The 20,951-nt window shown below is 64.4% G+C and carries 18 protein-coding genes; 15 read left to right on the top strand and 3 right to left on the bottom strand.

Features of this window, described 5'->3' with window-relative positions:
* Positions 1–222: 222 nt before the first annotated feature.
* From GN330_RS17425 to GN330_RS17395, 7 genes are all read left to right on the top strand, one after another.
* Entirely contained in the window at positions 223–1,194 is a 972-nt protein-coding gene (locus GN330_RS17425) for a Bug family tripartite tricarboxylate transporter substrate binding protein (RefSeq protein WP_197435216.1), read from the top strand.
* Positions 1,191–1,757, top strand: a complete 567-nt coding sequence (locus GN330_RS17420) for a tripartite tricarboxylate transporter TctB family protein (RefSeq protein WP_156713995.1) — start codon at positions 1,191–1,193, stop codon at positions 1,755–1,757. Before GN330_RS17425 ends, GN330_RS17420 begins: the two co-directional genes overlap by 4 nt.
* Positions 1,758–1,764: 7 nt before the next feature.
* A complete protein-coding gene (locus GN330_RS17415; RefSeq protein ID WP_246188739.1) occupies positions 1,765–3,258 on the top strand; it encodes a tripartite tricarboxylate transporter permease in 1,494 nt (497 codons plus the stop codon).
* A gap of 86 nt (positions 3,259–3,344) precedes the next feature.
* Positions 3,345–4,505, top strand: coding sequence for a mandelate racemase/muconate lactonizing enzyme family protein (locus GN330_RS17410; protein ID WP_156713994.1), 1,161 nt, complete (start codon positions 3,345–3,347; stop codon positions 4,503–4,505).
* Between the two features lie 11 nt (positions 4,506–4,516).
* The gene (locus tag GN330_RS17405) at positions 4,517–5,653 is read left to right on the top strand and encodes a M24 family metallopeptidase (protein WP_156713993.1); all 1,137 of its coding nucleotides are present in this window, start codon (positions 4,517–4,519) and stop codon (positions 5,651–5,653) included.
* Positions 5,654–5,669: 16 nt separating this feature from the next.
* On the top strand, positions 5,670–6,752 hold the full coding sequence (locus GN330_RS17400; RefSeq protein ID WP_156713992.1) for a hypothetical protein: 1,083 nt from the start codon (positions 5,670–5,672) through the stop codon (positions 6,750–6,752).
* A gap of 23 nt (positions 6,753–6,775) precedes the next feature.
* On the top strand, positions 6,776–7,858 hold the full coding sequence (locus tag GN330_RS17395; protein ID WP_156713991.1) for an NAD/NADP octopine/nopaline dehydrogenase family protein: 1,083 nt from the start codon (positions 6,776–6,778) through the stop codon (positions 7,856–7,858).
* Between the two features lie 199 nt (positions 7,859–8,057).
* Here the strand turns inward: GN330_RS17395 and GN330_RS17390 are convergent, their stop codons facing one another.
* Both GN330_RS17390 and GN330_RS17385 read right to left on the bottom strand, forming a co-directional pair.
* Positions 8,058–9,239 (bottom strand): ABC transporter substrate-binding protein, encoded by a 1,182-nt coding sequence (locus GN330_RS17390; protein ID WP_156713990.1) that lies wholly within the window; start codon positions 9,237–9,239, stop codon positions 8,058–8,060.
* A 173-nt stretch (positions 9,240–9,412) separates the two neighbouring features.
* Positions 9,413–10,357 carry a LysR family transcriptional regulator gene (locus tag GN330_RS17385; RefSeq protein WP_156713989.1) on the bottom strand — a complete coding sequence of 315 codons (945 nt, stop codon included), beginning with the start codon at positions 10,355–10,357 and terminating at the stop codon, positions 9,413–9,415.
* Between the two features lie 192 nt (positions 10,358–10,549).
* Between GN330_RS17385 and GN330_RS17380 the strand changes: the two genes are divergently transcribed.
* From GN330_RS17380 to GN330_RS17370, 3 genes are read left to right on the top strand one after another with little or no spacing between them, the layout of a single operon-like run.
* A complete protein-coding gene (locus tag GN330_RS17380) occupies positions 10,550–11,707 on the top strand; it encodes an FAD-dependent oxidoreductase (protein WP_156713988.1) in 1,158 nt (385 codons plus the stop codon).
* Positions 11,676–12,554, top strand: coding sequence for an alpha/beta fold hydrolase (locus GN330_RS17375; protein ID WP_246188738.1), 879 nt, complete (start codon positions 11,676–11,678; stop codon positions 12,552–12,554). Before GN330_RS17380 ends, GN330_RS17375 begins: the two co-directional genes overlap by 32 nt.
* Positions 12,551–13,459 (top strand): alpha/beta hydrolase, encoded by a 909-nt coding sequence (locus tag GN330_RS17370; protein ID WP_156713987.1) that lies wholly within the window; start codon positions 12,551–12,553, stop codon positions 13,457–13,459. The genes GN330_RS17375 and GN330_RS17370 overlap by 4 nt, the downstream gene beginning before the upstream one ends.
* Positions 13,460–13,772: 313 nt before the next feature.
* On the opposite strand, the gene GN330_RS17365 is transcribed toward GN330_RS17370, so the two are convergent.
* Positions 13,773–14,684, bottom strand: coding sequence for a LysR family transcriptional regulator (locus GN330_RS17365; protein WP_156713986.1), 912 nt, complete (start codon positions 14,682–14,684; stop codon positions 13,773–13,775).
* Positions 14,685–14,805: 121 nt separating this feature from the next.
* On the opposite strand from GN330_RS17365, the gene GN330_RS17360 reads away from it, so the two are divergent.
* From GN330_RS17360 to GN330_RS17340, 5 genes are all read left to right on the top strand, one after another.
* The gene (locus GN330_RS17360) at positions 14,806–17,088 is read left to right on the top strand and encodes a xanthine dehydrogenase family protein molybdopterin-binding subunit (RefSeq protein ID WP_343040819.1); all 2,283 of its coding nucleotides are present in this window, start codon (positions 14,806–14,808) and stop codon (positions 17,086–17,088) included.
* Entirely contained in the window at positions 17,085–18,038 is a 954-nt protein-coding gene (locus GN330_RS17355; RefSeq protein ID WP_156713984.1) for a dihydrodipicolinate synthase family protein, read from the top strand. Before GN330_RS17360 ends, GN330_RS17355 begins: the two co-directional genes overlap by 4 nt.
* Before the next feature lie 99 nt (positions 18,039–18,137).
* Positions 18,138–18,686 carry a 3-hydroxyanthranilate 3,4-dioxygenase gene (locus GN330_RS17350; RefSeq protein WP_156713983.1) on the top strand — a complete coding sequence of 183 codons (549 nt, stop codon included), beginning with the start codon at positions 18,138–18,140 and terminating at the stop codon, positions 18,684–18,686.
* Positions 18,687–18,788: 102 nt separating this feature from the next.
* Entirely contained in the window at positions 18,789–19,952 is a 1,164-nt protein-coding gene (locus GN330_RS17345; RefSeq protein WP_425487181.1) for an ABC transporter substrate-binding protein, read from the top strand.
* Positions 19,953–20,031: 79 nt separating this feature from the next.
* A complete protein-coding gene (locus GN330_RS17340) occupies positions 20,032–20,946 on the top strand; it encodes a branched-chain amino acid ABC transporter permease (protein WP_156713981.1) in 915 nt (304 codons plus the stop codon).
* Positions 20,947–20,951: the final 5 nt, after the last annotated feature.

Genomic DNA, 20,951 nt, shown 5'->3' with positions numbered 1-20,951 from the left:
TGAAAACTCCTTGCCGGCGGTGCGCCGGCATTCTCCAATTTGTGATCACGAATTGCGATCATTAATGGGAAAAATGACGACGTCAAGCCGATGTCAAATAAGGCGTCGCGGCTGATTCCATCCTGTGGCGCCAACTTTCTCTCTTGCAAATCCAAAAGTGTCATCACAAAATGCAATCATGAAATGCTATTCCTTGTAGCCAGAAAAATGGGAGACGATCTGATGAAGCTGAAGAGATTTGCCGCGCTTGCCCTGTCGGCGACGCTGCTCGCCCTGACCGGAGCCAACGCGGCCGATGCGTTTCCGGACAAGCCGGTCACCCTCGTCGTGCCGTGGCCGGCCGGCGGCGGCAGCGACACCTTGATGCGTATGATCGCGGAAGGAGCGACTGGCTCGCTCGGCCAGCCGGTGGTGGTGGTAAACAAGCCCGGCGCCGGGGGATCGCTCGGCCTGCGCGAGGTCGCCGAGAGCGCTCCCGACGGATACACGATGAGCATGGTCGCCACCGGCTTCATCGCCGAGCAGTACGGCAATCCCAATTCGCCGACGCTCGACCAGTACAAGGTCGTCGCGTTCATTGGTGTCGATCCCGCAATCATCGCGGCCGGCAAGGATACCGGCATCAAGACGCTGGAGGAACTGGTCGCCGAGGGCAAGGCGGAACCGGGCAAGTTGCGTAACGCCAACGACCAGCCCGGCGGCACCGCCTTCGTAGCGGCATCGCTCATGGAAATCGCCCTCGGTATCGACCTGACGCTTGTGCCTTATCAGGGTTCCGCGCCGGTGGTGCAGGCCATTATGTCCGGCGAGACCCAGACCGCCACTCCCTCGGTCACCGATCTGATCGCGCAGCACAAGGCCGGCGAGGTGACGATCCTGGCTGTGGCGGGTGCGGAGCGACATTTTCTCGCGCCCGACATTCCCACATTCACCGAAGCGGGCTTCCCGCTGGTGACGGGCACGATCCGGGCCATTGTCGTTCCCGCTGAAACGCCGGACGAGGTCGTCGGCAAGTTGGAAAGCGCGATCATGGCGGCGCTCGGCGACGAAGACTTCAAGAAGCGCGCGACCGCCGCCGGCTTTTCGCTCGCGCCACTGGGAACGGCGGATGCCACCGCGTTTCTGCGAAAGATGGATGAGGACATGTATCCGGTTCTGCTGGAGGCCGGCCTCGTAAAAGTCCGCCAGAAATGAGCCGGGCGGGCGCAACCGGAAATCCGGCGCGCCGGCACGACGCGGGTGATGCAACGGGCGGCGACGAAGATCGTCGCCCGACGCTTGCCGAACTCCTCGCCGGGATCGCCTTTGTCGGGATCGCGCTGGTGGGCATGACGAGCCTCGCCAACAACGAATATCTGGAACTTGGACGCAGCGGGTCCGATCCGGGGCCGGGGTTTGTGCCTTGGATCGCGCTCACCGTCCTGCTGGTCGGTGGCGTTGGCCATATGCTTGCGGTGCTGCGCCGCGCTGTCGTTTCTGGCGGGTTCCGCACGACCGACGGCGAGTTTTCGCTCACGCGGCTGTGGATGCCGGCACTGATGCTGGTGTCGCTGGTGGTCTACCAGGCGGCGCTGCGGCCGTTCGGTTTCCTGGCCGCGAGCATCGCCTTCGGCGTTGTCTGGGTTGCCGTCCTGCATTGGCGTTCGGGCGACGGGCTGCGCGCTCGCCATATCTTTCAGTTGCCTGCCGAGGGCGCGGCTCTTGCCGTCGGCGTCTATCTGATTTTCCGTCACGGCATCCAGGTGCCGCTCCCGTGAAAGCACCATGCTGACAGAATTTTCGACATTGGCGCTGGAGGTTCTCACCAGTCCCTCACTGCTCGGGCTTGGCGTCTGCGCAACGCTGCTCGGCATCATTCTCGGCGCGCTGCCCGGTATCAGTTCCACAATGACGCTGGCGGTGTTGTTGCCGTTTTCCTTCTCCATGTCGCCGCATGTGGCGATGATCTTCCTGATCGGCGCCTTCTACGGCAGTGTTTATGGCGGTTCGATCTCGGCTATCCTGCTCAACATCCCCGGAACGCCGGGCTCGATGGTTACCCAACTCGACGGTTATCCTATGGCCCGGCGCGGCGAAGCCGGCCAGGCGCTGACCTACGCGCTGGTGGCCTCCACGATCGGGGGCGTGTTCGGCATTGTCGGCCTCATGCTGTTCGCGCCGATCCTGGCCGAGGCGGCGTTTGCCTTCCAGAGCCCTGAATATGCGGTCATCATGGTGTTCGGCCTGTCGATGCTGGCCTATGCCTCGCCGGGCTCGACCTATCTCGGCATCATGTCGGGCATCCTCGGCCTCGTGCTCGGCATGGTCGGCCTCGACGTGGTGACAAATCTGTCGCGCTTCGATTTCGGCATCCACCGTCTGCAGGGCGGCATCAACATCATCCCGTTCGCGGTCGGTATCTTCGGCCTGGCCGAAGTGTTGCGGCTCTTGGAAAAGCCGCTCGACAGCGATCGCAGCGCCAGTCGTATCGCCGGTCTCTGGCCGTCGTTCGGACAGATCGCCGCCAAGTTCGGCACTGCGATCCGGTCCTCCGCGATCGGCCTTCTGGTCGGGATCATTCCCGCCGCCGGCTCGGCGGTGGCGGTGTCGATCTCCTATGCTCAGGAAAAGAAGCTTTTTGGTCGGCGCGAGACGTTCGGCGATGGCAATCCGCGCGGCATCGTGGCGGCCGAGGCGGGCAACAATGCCTGTGTCGGCGGCGCGCTCATTCCGCTGATCACGCTCGGCATTCCGGGCGACACCATGACCGCCGTCCTGATCGGCGCGCTGTTGGTCCATGGCTTGCGGCCGGGGCCTGACCTGTTCGTCGAGCATCCCGACTTCATCGCCTCGATCTACGTCGCCCTGACGCTCACCGTGCTGGTGACCTTCCTGTTGGCATTGCCCTTGATGCGGGTCTTCGCGCGGCTGTTGAGCGTTCCCCCGCGCATCCTGCATGTCGGTGTCCTGATCCTGTGCGTGACCGGGTCCTACGCGGTTCAGAACGCGCTGTTCGACGTGCTGTTGATGATCTTCTTCGGCGGTGTCGGCTACCTGCTGGCGAAGGTCGGCGTGCCGACGGCGCCGGTCATGTTCGGTCTCGTTTTGGGGCCGGTGCTGGAAGAGAACCTGCGGCGCACGATGATCGTGTACGGCGACTGGAGCGTGTTTCTCACGCGCCCGATCTGCGCGGTGATGCTGGCGGTGACGGTTATCATCATTTTCTTTCCTCTGATCGCGGCCCTGCGACGCAGGCTCACCCGCACGCAAAACGTCTGACAGACAACGGTTTTTTGGTCAGAGCGCGTTGACATCACCGTTGTGATCACATTATGAGATCATAGAATGAAGACTGGAGTTTTATGATGGTGGAGATCGCGGCAATCGAGACGGTGCTTGTGCGCCTGCCGACCCGACGCGTGCACAAATGGACCGGGCTGACCGAGCCGATCGGTCAGTATCTGTTGGTGCGCATGACCGGCACCGACGGCACCGTCGGCTGGGGCGAGGCGCCTGCGCTCAGGGATTGGGGTGGCGAGTTCGGTCGCTATTTCAGCGAGAGCACCGCTATCGTCGAGACCGTGATTTCGCGCTATCTGGCCCCGGCCGTCACCGGCTTGGCGATCGCCAATCCCGCTGAGCTGCATCGGCGCATGGATGCCCAGGTCAAAGGCTATCCCTACGCCAAGGCGGCGCTCGATTTTGCCTATTACGACCTGACCGGCCGCGTGCTCGGCGTACCGGTTCACGCGCTGCTGGGCGGCCTGTTGCGGCCGGTCGTGCCCGTCACCCACTCGATCGGCCTGCTGGGCATCGATGAGGCGGTGGCGGAGGTGAAGAAGGTCGTCGCCGACGGTATCCGCACCATCAAGATCAAGGTTGGGGTCGATCCCGATCGCGATGTCGAGATCGTCGAAGCGATCCGTGCGGCCGTTGGCCCGGACATCGCGCTGTGCGTGGACGCCAACGAGGGTTACGCGACGCCCGGCCAGGCTATCCAGACCGTGCGCCGCATGGAGGCGAGCCGGCTCATCTATGTCGAGCAGCCGGTCATGGGGATCGAGCGTCTGGCAACCGTTGCGGCAGCGATCGACGCGCCGGTCATGGCCGATGAATCCGCCTGGAACGCGCATGACGCGCTCCAGATCGTCGAGCAGCGTGCGGCGCAGATCATCTCGATCTACACCACCAAGCCGGGCGGGCTTTACCAGGCGATGAAGGTCTCGGCGGTCTGCGAGGCGGCGGGCATCGCCTGCAACGTCAACGGTTCGGTCGAAACCGGCGTCGGCAACCTCGCCAACATCCATCTCGCCGCCGCCGCGCCTGCTGCCACGTTGTCCAACGTCATCCCGGTCTCGATGCCGGCAGAGCATCAGAACGGCCGCATCGGCGGCATTTACTACGCCGACGACCTCATCGCTGCGCCGCTCGAGTTCACCGATGGCGGCATTCGCGTGCCGACCGGTCCCGGAATGGGCGTCGAGGTCGACGAGAACAAGATCGAAACCTACCGCGTCGCTTCCTGAGGTCATTTCCCATGCGCCAGGCTATTCTCGACAAGCTCCAGGGGCTGATGAAGGTCCGTTCGCTCGACGCCGTCATCACCAGTTCGCCGGAAAATTTCGGCTATGTCGCCGGCTTCGTTGCGCCCTCCCAGCCGCTGATGCGCCATCGCCACGCCATGGCGATCGTGCCGGCCGGCGGCGCGCCGGGGCTATTCTGTGTCGACATGGAGGAAACGACCGTTAAGCGCGAGGCGCCCGACACCCCGCTCAGCGTCTGGCGCGAGTTCAGCGATGATCCGATGCAGGTGCTGGCCTCCACTCTTGAGGGTATGGGGCTCGCCAGGGCGCGTCTCGGGCTCGAACTCGATTACCTTGCCGCCGGCGACTTCGCCCGTCTCGCCGGATTTTTGCCGCACGCCAGCCTGATTGGAGTGGAAAAGGATCTGTCGCGTCTGCGTCAGATCAAGACCCCGGACGAAGTGGCGCTGATCAGGCGTCTGTCGCGGATCGCCGACCAGGCGATCTCCGACAGTCTGGCCGCCGTGCGCGCCGGCGACACCGAGCTCGACATCGCCGCCGTCCTGACCCGACGCATCTATGAACTCGGCGCGGAGAATTTCAAGCTGTTGATCGTGGCGACCGGCGAACGCAGCCAGCTCCCGAATGTCGGCCCCACCGCCCGCAAGCTTCAGCGCGGCGACGTTTGCCGGGTCGAGATATTTTCGGTCATCGGCGGTTATCAGGCCGGCGTGTGCCGGACCGCCTTTGTGCAGGAAGCCCCGCCGATGGCAGAGGAGATTTGGCGGCTGATGGTCGAGTGCAAATATGCGATCCTCGACCGGATCAGGCCGGGCGCGAGCTGCCTCGAGGTTTATCGGGACTTCATCGCGCGGCTGGAGACCATGAACCTGCCGCCGATCTCCTTCGTTGGCCATGGCATCGGTCTGCATCTGCACGAGGACCCTTATATCGGCGAGACGCCGATTCTGGGCGAGCCGGGCGGCGATGCGCCGATCGAGGAAGATATGGTGCTCGGCTTCGAGCCGTTGTGCTATCGCACCGGTTACGGCTTCGGCGTCCAGAACAAGGACGTGCTGCACGTGACTGCCGATGGCGCGACCCTTTTGTCCGATTACACCAACACCGACACGCTGATCCGTATCGGTTAATCTGGAGGAGGCGATCATGGAGCGGCATCAGCGCTGCGACATCCTGTTTTGCGGGACCGGCTATTTCACCGAAATCATGCTGGCCGACATCGCTGCGACGGCCGCGACCGATCTCCGTGTGATGATCGGTGGGCGCAATCCCGCCCGCATGAAATGGCTGGTCGATGCCTGCCGGGCACGGGCGACGATCTACGGCACATCCGTTTCCTTCGATAGCGTGCAGCTCGATGCGACCGCGCGCGACACGTTGATCGAGCCGCTGAGCGCACTCAATCCGAAAGTGGTCGTCCAGTCGGCCTCGGCGCAATCGCCGTGGAGCGTCGATAACGGCGAAAGCGAATGGTCCGATCTGGTTGCCCGAGCCGGTTTCGGCATGACCATCGCCTTTCACGCTCTGTTGGCCTGGCGCACTGCCGGCGCGCTCAAACAAGCCGGCCTGAAGGCGCATTTCGTCAACACCTGCTATCCCGACGGTGTTAACCAGGTGCTCGCCGCAGCCGGGATGCCGATGACCACCGGTGTGGGCAATGTCGGTATCTTTTCGGCCATGATCGGCGGGCGCCTGTCGCTCGCCGAGCGGGCCGTGCTCAGGGTCCTTGGCCATCACCGCCACATTGTCGAGTGGCGCAAGCCGCCTGGTCAGCGCGACGGCGCACCGGTTCGCGCCTGGATTGGCGATACCGAAATCGGGGATGTCGAAGCGATGACGCGCGACATCCAGCTTCCCTATCGCGACCTCAACCTGATTTCGGCGGCCAGCGCCGTGCCGGTACTGCTTGCCTTGGCCGGCGAGGGCGCGCGCCGCGCGCACGTGCCGGGCCCGGCCGGGCTGCCGGGCGGTTACCCGGTCGCCGTCGACGCCGACGGTGTCCGGCTCGACCTTCCCGCCGGGATCAGCCGCGACGAGGCGGTCGCCTGGAACCTGCAATTCGAGGACAAGGACGGCGTCAGCATCCGCGGCGGCCGCGTGATCTATTCGCAAAAGGCCAGCGAGATGATCCGGCCCCATAGCGCCGAGATTGCCGATGGTTTTGCGGTCGACGATGTCGAAGAGGCGGCGGCTGGCCTGTCACGCCTGCGTGAGCGCCTGGGTGGCTGAGTGCTGCCAAGCGGGAGATGAGAATGCGTATTTTGGTGATCGGCGCGGGAAACGGCGGTGCGGCCGCCGCCGTCGAACTGAGCCTGGCGGGGCATGAGGTCCGCCTCTACGCTAGGTCGGCTTCGACGCTGGAGCCGTTTTCGCGGGATGGTATCGGCTTTACGGGCGTGCTTGGCGAGGGCCGGCTTCGTCCGTTCGGCCTTGGCAGCGACCTTGCCGCGGCGATCGCGGATGTCGAGGCCGCGGTCGTGGCTTTGCCCGTTTACGCGCACGGCGCGGTTGCCCGTGCGCTGGCGGAAGCGGGATGGGGCGCCGCCCGCCCGATAATTCTCAATCCCGGCCATACCGGCGGCGTGTTCGAGTTCGAGACCGCCTACCGCGCCGTCCGTGACGAACTCCCCCCGGTGGCCGAATTCTCCACGCTCGCTTATGTCGCGCGCAAGCCGCGACCCGATGTCGTCAATGTCACCGGGCGGGCAAAGGCGCTGCGCGCGGCGTCGCTGCCGTCGGGTCGCGCCGCGCTTGAACTGGCCTGCGCGCTCTTTCCCGGCGCCTATGATAGCGGCGACGTGATCGCCACCGGGCTGAGCAACGTCAACATGATCGTCCATCCACCCGGCGCCATGCTCGGTGCGTCTTGGTCCGAGGCCACCGGCGGCGACTTCACCTTCTACGTCCAGGGCATGACGTCGGGTGTCATGCATGTCATGCGCGCGCTCGATGCCGAGCGGATCGCGGTTGCGGCCGCCTTCGGGCATACGCTTCCCACCGTCATTGGCGAGATGCGCGCGCTCGGCACGGTTCCCGCCGATGCAGACCCTGAAGATTATGGCGCGATCGCCTCGGGGGCCGCCAATCGGCTGATCAAGGCGCCCGACAGTCTCGATCACCGCTATTATGTCGAGGATTTCGGGCACGGGCTCGTTCCCTTCACTGCGATCGCGCGGATCGCAGGCGTACCGACGCCGGTGGCCGACGCCCTGATCGCGCTCTGCGCGATCGCGCGGGGAAGTGGACAGATCGCAACCAGGGGCGCGGCGGAGATGGGGCTGGTCGGCTGGTCGCGCGATGCACTTCTCGCGCGCGTTGGAGTTGCGTCCACCTGACAAGGGAAGGCTTTGCGGCCGGAAAGCATAAAAGACCCGTTTATTCAGGCCGTAGCCGGCATCGGGGTGGGACGCTTTTCGAAATGGCTGCCGGTTTGGTCGTCCATCGTGATCTGTCTCTTGAGCCTGCTCACGAAAGAAGGCCGGGGCGTTTCCGCTCCGGCCTTCCTGCTTTTTGCACGCACATGCGCCCCGGCGTCTATTCGGCGGCCGGCATCTCGCATTCACCGGCATAGCTGTCACCATGTCCGGTCAGCACCTTGCTGTCCGTCTTCAGCGCCATCTTGCCGTCTTCCGTCTTGACCGCCTTCAGCGCATACCAATCCTGCACCGGGTGCTGGTTGGGGCCGAACTTGAAGGGCCCGCGCACCGAGGGGATGTCGGCGGCGAGCAGGGCCTTGCGGAACGCGGCCACATCCTCGACGCCCGACGCGCTGCCTTCAAGCCCGGCCGCGATCAAAAGGGCTGCGTCATAACCCTGCGCGGCGTAGTAGGTCGCGGGCCGGTCGCCGTATTTTTCCGTCCAGGCGGCCATGAATGCCTTGTTGACCGGATTGTCGAAATCGTCGTTCCAATGGCTGGTTACCTGCAGTCCCTCCGCGGCTTCGCCGACGGCACCGACGATCACATGGTCGAGCGATGCAGGATGGACGACCATCGGGATCTCTTCGAGCAGGCCGGCCTGCTGATACTGGCGCATGAAGGCGATGCCAAGCCCGCCGGGTTCGAATTCATACACCACGTCCGGCTTGGCGGCGCGGATCTGCGCCATTTCGGCGGCGAAATCCGTCTGGTCGAGCCCGGTATAGATCTCGCCGGCGATCTCGCCCTTGTAGAACCGCTTGAAGGCGATCATCGTCTCCTTGCCGGCCTGGTAGTTCGGCGCGATCAGAAACGCTTTCTCATAACCGAGCGATTGCGCCAGGGCGCCGGCGCTCTCGCCCTGGCTGTCGTCCTGCCATGAACTCACGAAATAATTGGGGTGGCATTCCTTGCCGGCGAAGGTGGAGGACGCGGTATTCGGACTGACGTAGACGGCGTCATTGTCCAGAATCTCCGGGACCGTGGCGAAAGCCACATTGGCGAAAACGATGCCTGTGAACAGCTTGACCTCGTCGGCGAGCAGTTTTTCGGCGATCTGGCGCGCATTGCCGGGCTTGAGGCCGTCGTCTTCGACGACGAGTTCCACGGCCACGCCGCCCAGCTTGCCGTCATTCATCTCGACCGCCAACTCGAAACCGTCGCGAATGTCCTGGCCGAGATAACCCGCCGGCCCTGACAACGTGGTGATCATGCCGATCCTGAGCGGATCGTCGGCCTGGGCGCTGCCCAGCGTGCCGAGGGTGAATGCCGTCGCGACGGCAAGGGCTTTGAAATTCATTCGATTGCTCCCCACGTGAAAATAAGGCCTGCCGCCACGTTGCAGTTGATCTGCGTCTCCAGAATGGCGGTTTCGTCGAGGAGGCTTGGCGCAAACGGGTCGGCGGTAAAGGGAAAATTGCTCAGCTGGCTATAACTTGGAGGAATAGAAAATCATGTTGAGTTGCCGATCCGTCAATCCAGATGCGATCCGGCGGCCGTCAGTTCCGCGGCCACCTCGCGCAGCATTTCGATCAGCTCCTTGGCGGCCGGGGAAAGACGCGCATTGGCCCGTGTGGTGATGCCGATCGAGCGCCTGGTCGCGCCGAGCGACACCGGCAGGACGCTCATGACGCCGGAGGCCGCTTCGCGCCGCGCGGCCTGGATGGGAAGAACGCCGAGATAGTCGGCGTTGACCAGCAATCCGCGATTGGTCAGCAGCGACACGGATTCGACGGCGTGCGCCGGCGGTTCCAATCCTTCCAGACGAAAGGCGATGTCGATCTGGCGCCGCAGGCTGGTTTCCTGAGGCGGCAGGATCCAGTCCCATCCGATCAGGTCGGCGAGGGCGAGGCTTTCGCGTTCGGCGAGCGGATGGCCGCTGCGCGCGACCACGCAAGCCATGTCGTCCATCAGCGTCTCTTGGATCACGTCCTGGCGTTCGCGGTGCTCGGACAGGCGCCCGACCACGAGATCGAGTTCGCCGCTACGCAGCGCCGGCACCAGCACGTCGCCGGTTCCATCCACGATGCGCACCACGATGCGGGGCCGCTCGCGCCGCAGCCTGGCGATCGCGCCCGGCAGTAATTCGGCCGAGGCAGACAACAGCGTGCCGATGGCGATGCGCCCGCCGGTGCCGTCGCGCAAGTCGGCCAGGTGCTCCTCGGCATGGCCAAGTTGCGTGATGATGAAGCGCGCGTGCTCGGCGAGCGTCTCACCGAATATGGTCGGGACCACCCCGCGATTGGTGCGGTCGAACAGTTTCGAGCGTGTCAGCGCCTCGATCTCCTGCAACGCCTTGGTCACGGCCGACTGCGTCATGTTGAGCCGCTTGGCCGCGCCCACCAGATTGCCTTCCTCAAGGATGGCCACGACCATGCGAAGATGGCGGATCGTAAGACGGCTGGCGAGAAGCTTCATGGTGCGCGATGAGCCTTGATTTTGGCTATGATATTCACACACTTCATATCGGCTTCTCAACAATTCAGTTGTTTGAATAGCGCCAAGCTGAAAATCCTCGGCGAGGATATGCGAACCAGGTGCCGGGCGCGCGGCGTGCAATTGATGCGTGCCCGTGTCGGTGATGCGGATTAGGGGAGCGGACGGCTGAACATGTCGAATGGCAAGAACCGGCGCCGCCGGGCGGAAATCGCCGGTGCGGGAATAGGAGGGCTGACGGTCGCCGCGGCGCTTTCGGCGCGCGGTTGGGATGTGACGGTTCACGAGCGGGGCCCCGATCTGCGCACCTTTGGGGCCGGCATCTACATCTGGAGCAATGGTCTGAGAGTTCTCAAGGCACTCGGCGCCTATGAGGAAGCGACCGCCGGCGCCCATGTCGGTCCGCTGTTCGAAACCCGCGACCATGACAACAAGGTCATGGAGGAGATCCCGATCAACCGTGCCGGCAATGCCAGGCTGATCACCATTCTGCGCGAAACGCTGACCCGTTCGCTGATCAACGTCTGCCGCACCAACGGCGTCGATATCCGCACGTCGTCGGAGGCGGTGGGAGCCACGCCCGAGGGGGCGTTGTTGCTGGCCGACGGCACGGCGCGGGCGGCGGATCTGGTCGTCGGCGCCGACGGCATCAACTCGGCCGTGCGCGACTCCCTCGACCTGCTGATGTATCGTCGGCATCTCGGCTATGGCGCCATCCGCATGCTGATCCCGCGCGCCGAGGGTGACGTGGCGCCGGCCGACCGGGACAAATATATCGAGCATTTTTCAGGCAGTCGCCGCATTCTTTACACGCCGGCCAGTGCCAGCGACCTCTACATTGCGCTGTGTTGCGCCGCTGATGACCAAGCGGCGATGACCGTGCCCGCCGATCGCGCCTTGTGGACGGACTCCTTTCCCTATCTGAGTGATCTTATTGCCCGTTTCGGACAGTCCGGACGCTGGGACGCGTTCGAAGTGGTGAAGCTCAAACGCTGGAGCAAGGGCTGCGCGGCCGTGCTGGGCGATGGCGCCCATGCCATGCCGCCCTATCTCGGCCAGGGCGGCGGCTGTGCGCTGATGAATGGCATCGGCTTGGCGGTCGCCGTCGCCGACGCGCCCGACATTGCCGCTGCGCTGGAGGCGTGGGAGGCGCGTGAACGTCCGCTCACCGAGCACACACAGGAGCAGTCCGAGCGCCAGGGCGACATGAATTACTGGCCCGACGCGCTGCGTTCGCAGGTGCTGACCATCACCGGTCGCTCGCGCGAACTCGCCATGCAGCGCCTGAAGACCGCCATGCATGTGCCCACCGGCACGATCGAAGCCATTTGAACAAGCCGCGCCGCGGCGCGCGGCGCCAACCGCAATCGTTCGCCAGTCGGGGAGAGACATGAAGACGATAAAGATCGGCGCAAACCCGTTCACCTATGACGACACGGGCGAGGGGGATGTCCTGCTGCTGCTTTCGGGCTGGTGCCAGGACCACCGTCTGTTCAAGCACCTGGCGCCGGAACTTGCGCGCACCCATCGCGTGATCCTCTTCGACTGGCGCGGCCATGGCGAGGACCGCAGCCATGATGGCGACTTCACCATCGACGAGCAGGCCGCTGATGTGGTCGCGTTCGCCGACAAGCTCGGCCTGGAGCGGGTCGTGCCGGTTTCGACTTCGCACGGCGGTTGGGCGAATATCGAGTTCACCGATCAAATGGGCGCCGGCCGCGTGCCGCGCAGTGTTGTCATTGACTGGATCATGGTCAGCCCGGACGAGGCGTTCTTCACCATGATCGACGACATCCAGGACCGTCGTAACTGGGAGAACGGTCGCAAGGACTTCTTCAATCACTGGATCGGCGACACCGACAACCAGGATATCGTCGATCACGTCAATAACGAGATGGCGGGCTTCGACTACGAGATGTGGGCGCGCTCGGGCCGCGAGATCGCGAAAGCCTATCGCAGGTGGGGCAATCCGATGTTGCGGATGAACGCGCTGGCGCAAACCCGTCCGATCACGCATATTTTCTCGCAACCTTTCGAAGCGGACTATCTGCAGGCGCAGCGCGACTTCGCCGCGCAAAACCCCTGGTTCGTTCCTAACAAACTCGAGGGCAGGACGCACTTCCCCACGCTTGAACAGCCGCGCGCCGTCGCGGACGCGGTTCGTGCTTTCGTCGCATGAGCGGGCGGGCGGCTTCGCTCCTGGATGGGCTGCGCGCGGAGGGTGTTCTTCCGCGTGCGACGCTCGACGAGGACTACAATGCCCGCGCGACGGTCTCGCCGGAGCGCTTCGAGCGGGAAATGCGGCGCTACCGCGCTCTATCGGAACCCGCGCGCGTCATGCCGGGCGCGGCGCTGGACGTGATCTATGACACCGAAAGCGGCCAAGCACTCGATATCTTCGGCGCGGCCGCGCCAGGTCAGCGTTTGCGGCCCGTATTCCTTTTCATCCATGGCGGTTATTGGCGGGCGCTGTCCAAGGCGGATTCGGCTTTCATGGCCCCGATGCTGGATCGGCACGGCGTTGCCACCGCTGTCCTCGACTACCGGCTGGCGCCCGCGGCTTCGCTGGCCGAAATCGTGCGCGAGGTGCGCGCGGCGGTGGCGTTCCTGTGGCGTCGCGGCGCGAATTACGGCATCGACCCGCAACGGATTTTTGTCGGCGGAAGCTCGGCCGGTGGACATCTGACCGGGGCTGTGCTCGCGGATGGTTGGCAAGAGCACCTGGCCCTGCCGCAGGACGTCGTCAAGGGCGCCTTGCCGATCAGCGGCCTGTTCCACCTGGCGCCGATCGCCGGTTCCTTTGTGCAGGAATGGATCCAACTCTCGCCGGAAGACGTGGTCGCGCTCAGCCCGGCCGAGCATGTACCGCGCACCGGCTGTCCGCTTGTAGTTGCGTTTGCCTCGGGCGAGCCGGACGGTTTCGGCCGCCAGTCGCGTGCTTTTGACGCACTGTGGCGGGCGGCGGGGTTCCGCTCCACCGTCATGATGGTGCCGGATCGCAACCATTTCGATGTCGTGCTCGACCTTGCCGACGACGACAGCGCCTTGTCGCTGACCCTGCGCGGCCTGATTGCCGGCGGCTAGCGCCGTTCCTCTTTAAATGGGAGCGGTTTGATGGGATGGATCTTTCGCTCCGGCAAGGAGAAGTCCGCGGCGCGATATCAATATCGGGCAAGGGCTTCGACGCCGCAGGGGCGGAAAAGCCGTCCAAGCCGGGAGCGCCCATGGTTTTGATATCGCCCGTCAAACCGCAATCGCCCGACTTTGGTCTCTCGCGCGTCTTACGGCGTCGCGCGCGGCTCACGGTGCCTGCACCGCATCGCCAGGCGTTCCTGGCCAGACCGCGAAATCCCGGCAGTCAAACGATTCCAGTAAAGAAGAACGGCTTTAGAACCGCTCAGTTGGTCTCGCGCGGCGTGAGCTTTTGCGCGTAGCGGCGCAGGACCGTGCTGAAGGCCGAAACGGCCGGCGACACCGATCGGCCGCTCGCATGGATCAGCACCACTTCGCGCGAAATGCCGGGATCGATCAAAAGCTTGCCCGCGACTTTGTGGTGGCGGGCGGCCACCAGCGCATAGGTCGGCAGCACCGAAATTCCGAGTCCGGCCTCCGCGAGCGCCAGCGCCGTCGTGATGTGCGTCACCTCATACGCGGGTTTCATCGGCAATTGCACGGTCTCGAAACCGACCTCGACCAGCAGCCGGATGCCGCTGTCGCGGGTCAGCGCGATCAAGGGATGACCGCCGAGATCGGACCAGTGTACGGTTGTGGCCGCGTAGAACGGGCTATCATAGCCGCAAAACAGCATCAGATTGTCCCGCATCAGGATCACCCGCTCGATGCCGTCCTCGCCCGGAGGAAAGGTTCCCAGGCCGCAATCGGCGCGGCCCGACGTGACGGCCTCGACGATCTGCTCGGTGCCGACATCCACCAGTTCGACGGTGATACCGGGATGGCGTCCGCGGAACGCGGCGATCGCGTAGGGCAAAACCACCGCGGCAAGCAGCGGTGGCGCGGCAACGCGAATTCGTCCGCGCCGCTGCTCGGCCAGGTCTCGGGTTCGACCCATCGCGAGTTGCAGGTCTTCCAGCGCCTTGCCGGCCGAGCCCTGGAACTCCCGTCCAGCGTCCGTCAGTTCGACGCGTCGCGTGGTGCGATCGAACAACCTGACGCCGAGCTCGGCTTCCAGATCCTTGACCGCCTGCGAAAGCGCCGGCTGCGCGATCCCCAGGCGGCGTGAGGCGCGGGAGAAATTGCCGGCCTCGGCCACGCCCAGAAAACTTTCGATCTGTCTGATAGTCACCTTCATGAATCCGATATATATAGAAATTTGCGATCAATTCATACAATAAATCAAGATTGTCATATAGATTGGGGCGGTGTCTTCTGAACCCTCGATGCCGCCATTGGGACGTCGGGGAGAGAAGGTCGTGAACGCAGTCGGCGATATCAGTCAGGCGCGGCCGCGCTGGCTCGGTCAGAGCCTGGCGCGCGTCGAGGATCGTCGTCTCGTCTCCGGCCATGGCGCCTATGTCGACGATCACCTGCCCGACGGTTGCCTGCACCTTGAATTCGCCCGCAGTCCCTATCCGCATGGCCGGCTCGGCCCGCTCGATATGGAGGAGGCGCGTTCGGCCGACGGCGTCGTTGCCGTGTTTTCTGCCGCCGATCTCGGCGATCTCGGGCAATCCGCCGTCAATATCGTCCTCCCGGGCATGACCGTGAGACCGCTTCGTCTGCTTGCGGGCGAGGTGGTCGAGGCGGCCGGGCAGGCTGTCGCCGCGGTGGTCGCCACATCCCGGGCCGCGGCGCGTGACGCCGCCGCGCTGGTTGCGTTCGAGGTCGAGCCGCGTTCCGTGGCGTCACCGCGCCAGGGCAAGGAGTTGGTCGCCGCCGACCGCGAGCTTGGCGATGTCGACGATGCGTTTTCACGCGCCGCGCTGATTGTGGAAGCGACCGTCGAGCACGCCCTTGTAGCGCCGACGGCGTTGGAGCCGCGTGCCGCGCTCGCCGACTGGAACGACGGAGCACTGACGGCCTGGCTCTCGACCCAGGCGCCCTACAGGGCGCGTGAGGATATCGCGCGCATTCTTGGGCTGTCGATGTCGCAGGTGCGGGTGATCGCGCCCGATGTCGGCGGCGCGTTCGGCGGCAAATCCTCGATCTATCCCGAGGATTTGATGGTCGCCTGGGCCGCGCGCCGGCTGGCTCGTCCGGTCAAATGGTGCGCAACGCGAGGAGAAGACCTGATTGCGGCAAGCCACGGCCGCGGCGCGATCACCGAAGGCGCGCTGGCGCTCGCGGCCGACGGCGAACTGCTCGGCCTGAGGGCCCGGCTTGCGTTCCCCCTCGGCCATTGGATGCCCTACAGCGCGGCCATTCCGGTCCGCAACGCTGGCCGCATTCTGCCCGGACCCTATAAGGTCGGCGCCGTCGAAGTGAGCCTCAAGGCTTTCGACGGCAATCATGCCGGGGTTGGCATTTATCGCGGCGCCGGGAGGCCGGAGGCTGCGATGCTGATGGAACGACTGATCGACGAGGCGGCGCGGCGCCTTGCGGTCGATCCGGTCGAAATCCGTCGGCGCAATCTGGTCGGACCGGCAGATTTTCCCTGGCCTATGCCGGCCGGCGATGCGCTTGATTCCGGCGATTACCCGGCCTTGCTCGAGCGCATGACGCGCTTGTCGGACTATGAGGCGTTGCGCGCCGAGTGCGAAACACGCCGTGCCGGCGGTGAAGTTGTCGGCCTGGGCGTCGCGCTTTATGTCGAACCGTGCGGGCAGGGTTGGGAAAGCGCCAGCGTGTCGCTGTGCCGCGACGGCACGTTCCTGGTCGCCACCGGGGCAAGCGCCCAGGGGCAGGGGCGCCAGACCGCCTTTTCGCAGATAGTGGCCGATGCGCTCGATATCGACCCGGCCCAGGTCGACGTCCGTCACGGCGACACCGCCGATCTGCCCGGCGGTATTGGCGCTCTCGCCAGCCGCAGCACCGCGATCGGCGGCAGCGCCGTGCTGCGCGCCTGCCAGGGTCTGCGCGAACAGTTCGTCGAGGCGGGCGGGGAGCGGCTGAACTGCGCCGCCGCCGACGTCGCGTTTTCCTCCCGGGGCCTGTCGGCCGCCCAACGCGGCTCGGTCACCTGGCGAGAATTCGCGCGCCATGTCGGCGGCGATGCCGGCGACCCGGACGAGCCGGTGCTGGCGAGCCAGGTGATCTATCACGCCGACAACGAGGCCTGGAGCAGCGGCTGCTGCCTGGCCATGGTCGTCATCGACCGGCAGACGGGAAAGCTCGACTTCGAGAAATTGGCCTGGGTCGACGATGCCGGCATCGTCGTCAACCCGTTGCTGGTGCGCGGTCAACTCGTCGGCGGCATGGCCCAGGGGGTCGGCGAGGCGCTGATGGAGCGCATCGTCTACGACCAGGACGGTCAGTTGGTGACCGGCTCTTTGATGGATTACGCAGTGCCGCGGGCCGCCGATGTGCCGGTTGTCGATATCGACAAGCTGGAAACGCCGTCGCCGGTCAATGCGCTGGGCGCCAAGGGCGTCGGGGAAGCCGGCTGCATCGGCATTCCCGCTGCGATCGCCAACGCGGTCGGCGACGCGCTTGCAGCGTGCGGCGCGGCGATGCCGCAAATGCCGTTCACGAGTGAAAAACTGTGGAGCGCCCTGCACGAGGCCGAGGCGCACCGCGAGCGATCGGGACAAAAATGAGATATTCCAGAAAAGACGCCAAAGCCTACGCCAAGACGCATATGAAAGGCATCTGGGCCGCCGCGCTGATGCCGTTCACACCCTCGCTCGCATTGGATGAGGAGGCGTTTCGCAACAACATCGACCACTGGATCGAGGATCTCGGCATTGACGGCTTTTTCATCGCCGGCAAGCAGGGCGAATTCTTTTCCATGACGCTCGACGAGCGCAAGCGCTGCTTCGACCTTGCGGTCGAGGCCTGCGCCGGGCGGGCTCAGACCATCATGTCGTGTTCGGACCAGAACATGGATGTTGTCATCGACCTTGCCCGCCACGCCCAGAAGGCTGGCGCGGACTATATCGTCGTCCATGCGCCGATCCTGCATTTCTTCAAGCAGCAGGACGAAACCCTCCTCAACTATTACCGCGCCATTGCCGACAAGGTCGATATCGGCATCGCGCTGTGGAGCCATCCCGACAGCGGCTATCTGATGAGCCCGCAGCTTTGCAACCGGCTTGCCGATATCGAGACCGTTGTGGCGATCAAATATTCGGTGCCGCGTCCGATGTATGCCGAACTGTCGCGTCTCGCCGGCGACCGTATCCAGGTTTCCACCGCCTCGGAGGAGGAATGGCTGGACAACGTGCTGGAGCTCGGCTGGCGGCTCTATCTGTGTTCGTCGCCGCCCTATCTGATCCAGACCAAGACCGACCGGCGCATGCGCGAATACACCGATCTTGCCTTCGCCGGCGAGGCCGACAAGGCGCGCGCCGTGCGCGACAGCCTCGATCCGGTACGCAAGGCGCTGCGTGACACCCGGCCGGCCGAAAAACCGCATTCCCATCAAAAATACTGGCAGGAACTGCTCGGTCAGGCTGGTGGCGCCGTGCGCCCGCCATTGCTTGAACTCACCGAGGAGGAAAAGGCGACTACGCGCGCAGCCTTCGAGGCGTGCGGACTAAAACTCTAACGGCTTCCGACAGCCGGGCTTTGGGCATGGTCACAGAAGGCGATCCCTGAAGTTTCGGTTTGGTGCCGGCGACCAGAAGATCAGACGAAGGAGGATAACATGACGGAGAGACGGCTTTCGGCGTTCAGTTTTTCCAAGTGGATAGACGAACACCAGCATCTGCTGAAGCCGCCGGTCGGCAACCAGCAGATATGGGAGGATGCGGATATGATGGTGACGGTGGTCGGCGGTCCCAACAAGCGCACCGACTATCATGACGACCCGGTCGAGGAGTTCTTCTACCAGCTCAAGGGCGACATGGTCCTGAAACTGGTCGACAACGGCAATTTCTACGACGTGCCGATCCGCGAGGGCGATATCTTTCTTCTGCCGCCGCATGTGCGCCATTCGCCGCAGCGGCCGCAGGAGGGCTCGATCGGCCTGGTCGTCGAGCCGAAGCGCCAGCCCGACCAGATCGACGCCTTCGAATGGTACTGCTTCGACTGCCAGGCGCTGGTCAAGCGCGTCGAAGTGTCCCTGAAGAGCATCGTGCGCGACCTGCCGCCGATCTATCAGGCCTTCTACGCCGACGAGAAGGCGCGCACCTGCCCGAACTGCGGCACCGTCCATCCCGGCAAAGTGCCGCCGGAGGGCTGGGTCAAGCTCTGATCCGGGCGACGGTTTCTGCCGAAAACGGGCGGCGGGAGACGATGAGCGCTGCCGGATAGAAACGCAATAACAATGGCATCAATGGGAGAGTTCAGCATGAGAATGAAAACCGTATTGCTGACCGCGGCGGCGTCCGCGGCGATGGCCGTGACGGGTTGGGCGCAGGAGCCCGTCAAGATCGGCATGATCACGACGCTGTCCGGTCCGGCTGGCTATCTCGGCCAGGATATTCGCGACGGCTTCCAGCTCGCCATCGACGCCGAGGGCGACAAGCTCGGCGGCGTGCCGGTCACGCTGATGGTGGAGGATGACGGGCTGAAGCCCGGTAACGGCCGCCAGATCGCCGACCGCTTCCTCAACAACGAAGGCGTGAAACTGTTTACCGGCATCGTCTTTTCCAACGTCGCCGGCGCCACCGTGCCCGACATCGTCGATGGGGAAGCGATTTATGTCAGCCCCAATGCGGCCCCGTCCAACATGGCCGGCAAGGGATGCCACGAGAATTATTTCGTCGTCTCCTGGCAGAATGACAGCCTGCACGAAAGCGCCGGTCAAAACGCCACCAATCTCGGTTACAAGAGCGCCTTCGTGCTGGCGCCCAATTACCAGGCCGGCAAGGACGCGATTTCCGGCTTCAAGCGTTTCTTCAAAGGCGAGATCGTCGGGGAGGTTTATACCCGTCTCGACCAGACCGATTTCGCCGCCGAGATGGCCCAGATTCGCGACGCCAAGCCGGAGGTCGTGTTCCAGTTCCATCCCGGCGGGCTGGGCATCACCTTCATGCGCCAATACCAGCAGGCGGGCCTTCTCGATGCCGTGCCGATGGTCGTCGCCGAACCGTCGATGGATGGCGTCATCCTGAATGCGGTCGGCGAGGCCGCGATCGGCGTCAACGTGTCGAGCCACTGGAACTCCGACTTCGACAACGAGGCCAACAAGGCTTTCGTTGCGGCCTGGCAGAAAGCTTATGACCGTCCGCTGACCTATTATGCCAGCCAGGGCTACGATGCCGCACGCGTCATTGCCTCGGCGCTCAAGGCCACTGGCGGCGATATCGAGGATCTCGACGCGTTCCGCGACGCCTTGCGCAAGGCCGATTTCCAATCCGTGCGCGGCACGTTCGCCTTCGGGCCCAACCAGCACCCGGTGCAGGATTGGTACGCGCTCAAGGTCGTCGCCGGCGAGGACGGCAAGCCGGTCTTGAAGACGGGCGATCGGATACTGGAAAACCACAGCGACGCCTACGCGGCGGAGTGCAAGCTCTGACAATCCGCGGCCGCGGCTCCGCGCGGGCAGGGCCCCGCGCGGGGCACCCCTTCCTCTTTCTCGGGTTTCGACCGGTACGATGACCTTGTTCCTCGAACAGATGCTCAACGGGCTCCAGTTCGGCGTCATGCTCTTCCTGATGGCGGCCGGGCTGACCCTGATCTTCGGCATCATGGGCATCATCAATCTCGCCCACGGCTCGATCTATATGGTCGGCGCCTATGCCGGCACGCTCGTCATCGGCCAGACCGGCTCCTTTCTGCTCGGCATCCTGGCGGCTTTGGGCGCGGCCGCCGTCACCGGCGTCGTGATGGAGATGGTGGTGATAAGGCGGCTTTATCGGCGTGACCACCTCGACCAGGTCCTGGCGACCTTCGCCATCATCCTGATCCTCAACCAGCTCGTCACCATCCTGTTCGGCCGCCAGCCTCTGTTCGTGCCGATGCCGCCGCTGCTCGAGGGCTCGGTGGAGTTGCTGCCGGGCCTGGTCTATCCCGTCTACCGGCTCTCAATCATTCTGGTCGGGCTGCTGGTTGCGGCCGGACTTTACCTTCTGATCAATCGCACCCGCATCGGCATGCTCGTGCGCGCCGGTTCGACCAATCGCGACATGGTGCGCGCGCTCGGCGTCGACATCCGCATGCTCTACACTCTCGTTTTCGGGCTGGGTGCGCTGCTTGCCGGTCTCGCCGGACTGATGGCGGGGCCGATCCTGGCCGTCCAGGTGGGCATGGGCGAACAGATTCTGATCACCACCTTCGTCGTGGTCGTCATCGGCGGCGTCGGCTCGATCCGCGGCGCTTTCTTCGCCAGCCTGATCATCGGCGTGGTCGACACCATGTTGAGGGCCTATCTGCCGGGCCTTCTGCGCCAAGTCATGGTCGGCTCTGAGGCCGACGCGCTCGGCGCGGGCATTTCCTCGATGGGTATCTATCTTTTGATGGCGCTTGTTCTTCTCGTCAGGCCCAAGGGCCTGTTCGCGGCCGATTCGTGAGAACC

This window comes from Nitratireductor arenosus, assembly GCF_009742725.1.
Taxonomy (GTDB): Bacteria; Pseudomonadota; Alphaproteobacteria; order Rhizobiales; family Rhizobiaceae; genus Mangrovimarina; species Mangrovimarina arenosa.
The sequence above is the reverse complement of the archived record's forward strand: the minus strand, read 5'-3'. Positions and strand labels throughout refer to the sequence as shown.